Origin of the sequence: Microcystis sp. M079S1 (genome assembly GCF_020246425.1) — a bacterium.
GTDB lineage: Bacteria > Cyanobacteriota > Cyanobacteriia > Cyanobacteriales > Microcystaceae > Microcystis > Microcystis aeruginosa.
On sequence record NZ_JADBSZ010000102.1, the window covers coordinates 1 to 7,955 of the forward strand.

Here is a 7,955-nt window from a genome sequence, read left to right on the forward strand (position 1 = left end):
GGGAAAATGTACTGGAATTATTAATTAGTTGGCGGGTTAGTATGGAAATAAATAATATCCTAGAAACTGAAGATAGAGAGGTGTTTATGACCTTATCTCAAACCTATCAGGAATGGAAGGAAGCAACTAAACGGGAAGGACGACAGGAAGGACGACAGGAAGGAAAACTAGAGGCTAAACTGGAATCTATTCCCCGTTTGCTTGCTTTGGGTTTAAGAGTGGAACAAATCGCTCAAGCTTTGGATTTAGACTTAGAACAAATCCGACAAGCGGCGCGAGAGTAAAGGTGGAGAGTTAAAACGCAAAAATGCCACAATGGATAAAATAGGCATTTTTCTGACTAACTGACATCTTCTATGAGTAACCACCTAAGCGGAAGCGAGATTCGCCAGCGATTTTTAGACTTTTTTGCGGCCAGAAACCATAAAATTCTCCCTAGTGCCTCTCTAGTCCCAGAAGACCCGACCGTTTTGCTGACTATTGCGGGAATGCTCCCTTTTAAGCCGATTTTCTTAGGGCAAAAGACCCCAGAATTTCCCCGCGCTACCACTTCCCAAAAATGTATTCGCACCAACGATATCGAAAATGTCGGCCGGACTGCCAGACATCATACTTTTTTTGAGATGTTGGGCAATTTTAGCTTTGGTGATTATTTTAAAGAACAAGCGATCGCCTGGGCCTGGGAATTGTCCACAGAAGTTTTTAACCTTCCCCCCGAAAGATTAGTCGTTAGTGTCTTTAGGGAGGATGAGGAAGCTTTCGCTATCTGGCGCGATAAAATCGGTATTCCTGCCCATCGTATCCAAAAAATGGGCGAAGAGGATAACTTTTGGGTATCTGGTCCCACGGGTCCCTGTGGTCCCTGTTCGGAAATTTACTACGATTTTCACCCAGAATTAGGGGATAAAACCATCGATTTAGAGGATGATGGCCGTTTTATCGAGTTTTATAACCTCGTCTTCATGCAGTATAACCGCGACGCGGACGGCAATCTGACACCCCTAGCGAATAAAAATATCGATACGGGGATGGGTTTGGAACGGATGGCGCAAATCCTGCAAAAAGTCGCCAATAACTACGAAACTGACCTAATTTTCCCGATTGTCGCCGAAGCGGCCCGGTTAGCAGCCATAGACTACCAGAAAGCGGACGAAAAAACGAAAGTTTCCCTAAAAGTCATCGGCGATCATGTGCGTTCGGTAGTACACATGATAGCGGATGGTATCTCAGCATCGAATAATGACAGAGGTTACGTCCTGCGTCGTCTGATTCGCAGAGTAGTACGGCACGGGCGTTTAATCGGTATTGAAGGTCAATTTATCACCAAAGTGGCGGAAGTTGCGATCGCTCTTTCCGAGTCCGTCTATGGCAATGTTCGGGAACGAGAAACGGTGATCAAGGCAGAATTAGAGCGAGAGGAAGCGAGATTTTTAGAAACCCTAGAAAGAGGCGAGAAACTGCTCGAATCGATTCTAGAAAAAGAAAAAAGCCAGATTTCGGGAGTCGATGCCTTTACCCTTTATGATACCTATGGCTTCCCCCTCGAACTCACTCAAGAAATCGCCGAGGAGCAGGGTTTAAGCGTCGATACGGCGGGTTTCGAGCAGGAAATGAAAAAACAGCAGCAAAGATCAAAAGCCGCCCACGAAACCATAGATTTGACGGTACAGGGCAGTTTAGATAAGCTGGCGGAACATATTCACCCGACGGAATTTCTCGGTTATACGGATTTGCAAGCAACCGCAACAGTAACGGCGGTTTTAGTCGCCGGTAAAACGGTGGAATCGGCCGCATCAGGCACTGAGGTGCAGGTAGTTCTCGATAAAACTCCTTTTTATGCCGAATCGGGTGGACAAATCGGTGACAAGGGTTATTTAACTGGCGATAATCTGCTTATCCGCGTTGAGGATGTGCAGAAAGAATCGGGGATTTTTATCCATTTTGGTCGGATTGAGCGGGGAATTGTCACCACTGGCGATACAATTAATGCTCAGATTGATCGCTCCTGTCGTCGTCGCGCCCAAGCTAATCATACCGCCACCCATCTGCTACAATCGGCCCTGAAAAAGCTTGTCGATGGGGGGATTTCCCAAGCAGGTTCCCTAGTCAGTTTTGATCGCCTCCGTTTTGATTTTAACTGTCCTCGTCCCCTGACTAGCTCTGAATTGCAACAGGTGGAAGAACAGATTAACACTTGGATTGCCGAAGCGCATGACACCCAGATAGCGGTGATGGGATTGGAAGAAGCGAAGCAGAAGGGAGCTATTGCCATGTTTGGCGAGAAATACGGCTCAGAAGTGCGAGTCATCGATATTCCTAGCGTTTCTATGGAATTATGCGGGGGAACTCACGTTAAAAATACCGCCGAGATCGGTTTATTTAAAATCATCTCCGAGACGGGAATCGCCGCGGGAATTCGTCGCATCGAAGCGGTGGCCGGCCCTGCCGTGTTAGCATACCTGAATGAACGGGATCAGGTGGTGCGGGATCTGTGCGATCGCTTTAAGGTCAAACCTCTGGAAATTCCCGATCGCATTACGGCCCTACAATCAGAGTTAAAAGGCACACAAAAGCAGTTAGAAGCGGTTAAACAGGAGTTGGCCCTAACTAAATCGGACGCTTTGCTATCTCAAGCCGAATCTATCGGCGAATTTAAGCTATTAGTCGCTTCTTTGGGCGATATTGATGCTAATGCTTTGATGGCTGCAGCCGAAAGACTACAGCAAAAATTAGGGGAAGGGGCGGTAATTTTGGCCTCGACTCCCGCAGCTGATAAAGTGAGTTTAGTGGCCGCTTTTAGTCCCCGGGTGATTAAAGATCAGGGTTTACAAGCGGGTAAATTTATCGGTGCGATCGCTAAAATCTGCGCTGGTGGTGGTGGTGGTCGTCCCAATTTAGCTCAAGCTGGGGGACGGGATGCTAGTAAGTTAAGCGAAGCTTTAGCTAAGGCCAAAAGTCAATTAACTAGCAGTTTGCAATAGTTTTAAAGGTGGGCATTTTGTCCACCTTTAAAAAATTAGTTATCCTCTCGGTGTGATTGGTAAAAATAATATGGAACTACTGATCAAGAATTTGGGATCAATTAAAAATAATAATCAAACTATAGATTTAACTAAGAAGTTTTATACTTTTATTGGCTACAACAATAGGGGCAACATCCTAGTTTATCAGCTTTTATGGACAATTTTAATCATGGTAATATTAGCAAATTTTCTGAAAATACCAAAATTGATTCTTTAGATATTGACTCTGCAAATCCAATTAAGATTAATCAAGAATTAATTGATGATATTCTCGATAAATTTAGCCCGTTTATTGAAAAAGAAGTTGTTAATACTTATAATCTTGATGCCAGTATTAAAGAAACGATTATTGGTTCCAATAAATTAATTTTTCAAGCGGATATTAAAGAATTTAAAGAGACGGGATTTCAACAAACTTTTTTGATTAGTGTTGAAGGAAATAATGATCTGGAGTATTTACAGATTAACAAAGACCAAGGTAGCCTAACAATAAATATAAAAGAGAATAATATCCCTGAGAAAGTATTTGATCAAATACCCAGAGACTTGTTTGAGAGAGCTAAACCATCCAAAAAATTACTAATTATTTATTCAATAATAAGAGTGCTTTTGTCTCAGACACAAGATGCTTTTTTTATCCCCGCTAGTCATAGTTTTTTTCCTGTTTTCTACCAGTACATTTATGAAATAGAGAGAAATAAAAGAAGTGAGTATAATCGTCGTTTGCAAGAATTAATAGAAAATATTGATGATGATAGTGGCCCTAATCGGGATATATTCAAACGTCTTCAAGAACAATTACCCAAAAGGTCTTATACAGAACCAATGAATAAGGTTATCGAGTCGCTTTATTCTCTCAATACCAAGAAAGAAATTAATTCAGTCTATAATTCTCTGATTGAAAAGATGATCGGATTAATGGGAGGAGAAATCACGATTTCTAGTCTAGAATTGATCGCACCTATTCAATTTTATTTTAAATTCGATGAAAGCAAAGATCTACCCATGTATCTAGCTTCATCGTCAGTCAATCAGTTGACTATCTTGTATCTTTATCTCAAATATTGGGCAAAGGGGAAAAAACAATTTTTTGATGATAGATGAACCAGAAGTTAATTTGCATCCCGAAAATCAAATTCGCTTAATGGATATTTTAGCTCAATTTGTCACCGAGTATGATAATCGGGTTTTGATCACCACCCATAGCCCGATTTTAACAGGTATTCTCAACAATTATGTTTATCTTCATACCTTAAAAAGTTATCATGTTGATGTCACAAAAATTATTGAAGATAATCAATTAAAAAATTTAAATCCAGAAATTTCAATTGCTAAAGAAGACTTAGAAGTTTACTTTTTCACGGGTGATAAAATTATTGATTATGGAACCAGTCAATATGGTGTTTATTTTCGTAACTTTAAAGAAGTTATCAACTCTGTGCAAAAATCTGGAGAAATTTTAACCAATCATATCTATTTAGCAGAGAATGAGTAAGTCTAACTCAAAAAAAGAAATATCTTCCCTTAGACAAAAGCGCCAATTCAAGTCTGAATTGGCGATGAACAACCACAAAGGCACAAAGGACACAAAGATTAGGTTGGGTGCATCTCAATTTGGTCGAAATATCTAGATGACATTTTGGGCGCACGCGGTGCGCCCCTACCATTGGCACCATAATATTATTTATTGTAGGGGCGAATTGCCTTCGCCCTCTTTGAATAACTTCTGCTGCTCACCTATATGTGAGAGAAAGTCACAAATATAAGATGCACCCGATTTCTATGCTGTTAGCTTCCGGTTCATCAGAAATAGTGAAATACAGAATATCTTCTTGTTCAAAGTATCTCATTTTATTGTTAGTCATCAAGCTAAGAAATGTCATATTTTACAGTTGGGTTTCCTTGCGTCAAACCAACCTACAAGATATCCTATAATATCTCTCGTGAATGGTGCGTTACGACGGATTGTTAGATTTAAATCACAGCCAAGATTGCCCCCGTCTAACGCACCCTACTGGACTGATAAAAGTTAACTGTTAACTGATTGGGGGAGATCGCACACAACCCGAAACCCGATATCGTGGTTGCAAATGTCGGCAACGCTCCTGCCTCGATACGCTGAACTACAGGCCAAAGGATCGCGGTACCATGAACCGCCACGCCGCATTATTGATGACTTATTAGTTATGCGACTATCTAACCATGCGATGCTGCCATTTTCCTGAATATTGTCTGGTTTGTTAACATAATTTTCATGATGTTGATCAGCACACCATTCCCAAACATTGCCGTGCATATCATAGATTTTCCAGGGATTAGGTCGCTTTTCCCCAACAGGATGGGTCGTATTATTTGAATTACCATCAAACCAGGCATAATCTCCTAGTTTATCTCTATCATCGCCAAAACTAAATAGGGTTTCAGTACCGGCGCGACAGGCATATTCCCATTCTGTTTCTGTAGGCAAACGGTAGTTTTTTCCAGTTAACTGGCTCAGTTTTTCACAAAAAGCTTGAGCATTAAACCAAGTAACAGATTCTACCGGGTTCTGGGGATTTCCTGAAAACCTGGAAGGATTATTTCCCATCACCGCTTGATACTGTGCTTGGGTGACGGGATATTTGCCTATCTGAAATGCTGGCACAATTACTTGATGTATCGGTTTTTCATCTTCATACTCATTAGAACCCATGTTAAATTTACCGGCGGGTATAAGCTAAACGGCTTTTACTTCGGATCACCGATATAGACTCCAAAAGGGTTATAGCTGTTGGATCATGCAGGTTAAGCGCCGTTTAGCTTATCCACCATTTCTAGGTTAAAGTCTGAAGGTAATGAGGTGATATTTTTGGAAATTTGTTTTCGTTGAATAAGCTCATTAGCTGACCGAATTACCCTAGGTGATACTTGTAATAATTTATCAACATTTATCTCTGCCAAGCTAAATTTAGAGTTAGCTGCCGATTTTTCATGACCGTAAGCCATTAAAGCTTTAAGCTTAGTATGACTACCCCAATAGCGAATCGACTCTTCATATTCTTGGGTTTTTTCTTCATCTAGTGCAAATTCTTCTAATTTTGCTAAAATTTTCTTATCATTTTCTAAATCTGACAATAACAATGGCCATTTTAAACTAATCGCAGTAAATTTACCTAACTGTTCAAAAGTCAAAGAAGGATCTAACAAATTATCATTCTCATCTCGCTTCTCAAAAAATAAACCAGTTTCATTAGAGATATAAACCTTGAGACGAAAGACATTGATAAAGTGTTTAATTCGTCGCGGATTGTAATCCAATGCAGGAGCCACCATCATAATGACATTCCGCACTGTTGGGGAATCTTTATCAAAATTGTTGACTTGAATCGCTTCTAATCGCTTAATTACGGCTGCTCGTGCTTTCTCTTTTTCGGTTTGTTCGGATTCTATCGAAGGATTATCTAGAGACAAGTTTTTTAAATCACTTGTCTGATTACTTGTTGCGGAAGTGAGATGCTTTTGCGAATTATTTCTCTGGGGTAAAGCTAACTTAAACTTACCCCAGAATGACTGAAAAAATGTAAAACGAGGTTTAGCTGGCGGTAAATTGGGAGGAGTTGAAGTAGCAAGCTGAGTCAAAAAACTCTCAAAATCTGACTGGGATGGTTGGGGAACTAAAAAGGGAAGCTGGACAAACTTTTCAATAAAGGTATAACCATAAGCTAACCCTTTATTAGCACTACGTCTCGCCAAAATATCAGGATCAATTTCTGTGGTTTCCGACGGTAAATACTTGAGAATGTTTTCGTATTTTACCGCTAAACTAGCGGCTACTTTTTCTCTGTCCATTCCTAAAATAAACACCACTGAAGGATCATCTGCAATCATCAAGTTAATCGCTTGCATCAAGTCCGCTGATTTTGGATGTTCACAACGATCTAAATCGTCAATAAATACATATACTCGATCATTGCCAACATAGGCATCGACAATTTTAGCAAAATCTTCATGAAATTCTTCTACAAATGTTGATTGTTTTTTATAATCTGGGGCTTCTATATATTTAATTAGGTTGTTTTTGGGGTTTTGGAGTAATCTTTGAAAATTTCTCAATAAACTCTTAATACCGGCGAAAATCCCCGCTCCTGATAAGGTGACACCGACCGCAGTAAATAATAATTTAAAAACTGAATTAATTTTGCTCCAAAAAACATCTTGAGAGGTTGTTGCTCTGATTAATTCGTTAATTCCTTCAACGCCATAAACGATTAAAATAAAGGGAATGGCAATTGAGGCACAAATCACAAAAATTATTACTGGTAAAGCTTTAATTAATTCAAATAAGCCTTTTTCTAGGTTAAAACGCCATAATTGTAATTTAAAGTGTCCTAGGATAATTCGAGGCAAATCTCGCCAATTTTTGGGCGTAGAAATCTGCTTAATAAAAGACAGTGCAAAAGCCGCCCATACCGACTCCGCCTTATCGTGTCGCCAAGCACTAAACCAAACCGTCCGACCTCCCTTTTCTCGTAAATATTCCTCCAACATTTTCATAAAAGAAGACTTGCCACTACCCCACTCTCCCTCAACCGATAAAGTTAGGGGTGGTTGTGTCTGCTCATGCAACAAAAATTCAGCGATCGCTATTACATAAGGCTCAAATCCGAGAGCATCATTATTAGTCGCTTGATCGCTGACGCTAGTATTGCGGATAGATTCAGGAGAATCGGACATGGTAGTTATTTTTAGGTGACAGAGAACGGAGAATAAAATAGATTACCTTAAGTAGGGTCTGCTGAAAAAGTTTTTCCCGGTGGCAGGGTGTGGGGTGTGGGGTGTGGGGTGTGGGGTTTTACTCATTTTCAGGTGGTCAATTACCTAATTTTCAGGGAAAAAGTCCCGGAATTTTACCCCCGATCACTCCAATGCTAGGCACTTTTTGAGGTCAAAAAA

General features: G+C 40.3%; 3 protein-coding genes and 2 pseudogenes. 3 read left to right on the forward strand and 2 right to left on the reverse strand.

Annotation, left to right across the window (positions count from 1 at the left end; translation table 11 throughout):
- The 3 genes and pseudogenes from IM456_RS06240 to IM456_RS23230 form a co-directional block, all read left to right on the forward strand.
- Window positions 1–284, forward strand: a 284-nt coding sequence (locus IM456_RS06240; RefSeq protein WP_287693307.1) for an Rpn family recombination-promoting nuclease/putative transposase, incomplete at its 5' end; no start/stop codon positions are given.
- Between the two features lie 72 nt (window positions 285–356).
- The gene (gene alaS / locus IM456_RS06245) at window positions 357–2,981 is read left to right on the forward strand and encodes an alanine--tRNA ligase (protein ID WP_287693308.1); all 2,625 of its coding nucleotides are present in this window, start codon (window positions 357–359) and stop codon (window positions 2,979–2,981) included.
- Between the two features lie 70 nt (window positions 2,982–3,051).
- Window positions 3,052–4,518, forward strand: a pseudogene (locus tag IM456_RS23230) (AAA family ATPase).
- A gap of 259 nt (window positions 4,519–4,777) precedes the next feature.
- Here the strand turns inward: IM456_RS23230 and IM456_RS23235 are convergent.
- Both IM456_RS23235 and IM456_RS06260 read right to left on the reverse strand, forming a co-directional pair.
- Window positions 4,778–4,906 (reverse strand): DUF2283 domain-containing protein, encoded by a 129-nt coding sequence (locus tag IM456_RS23235; protein WP_353737753.1) that lies wholly within the window; start codon window positions 4,904–4,906, stop codon window positions 4,778–4,780.
- A 146-nt stretch (window positions 4,907–5,052) separates the two neighbouring features.
- Window positions 5,053–7,736, reverse strand: a pseudogene (locus IM456_RS06260) (SUMF1/EgtB/PvdO family nonheme iron enzyme).
- Window positions 7,737–7,955 lie beyond the last annotated feature (219 nt).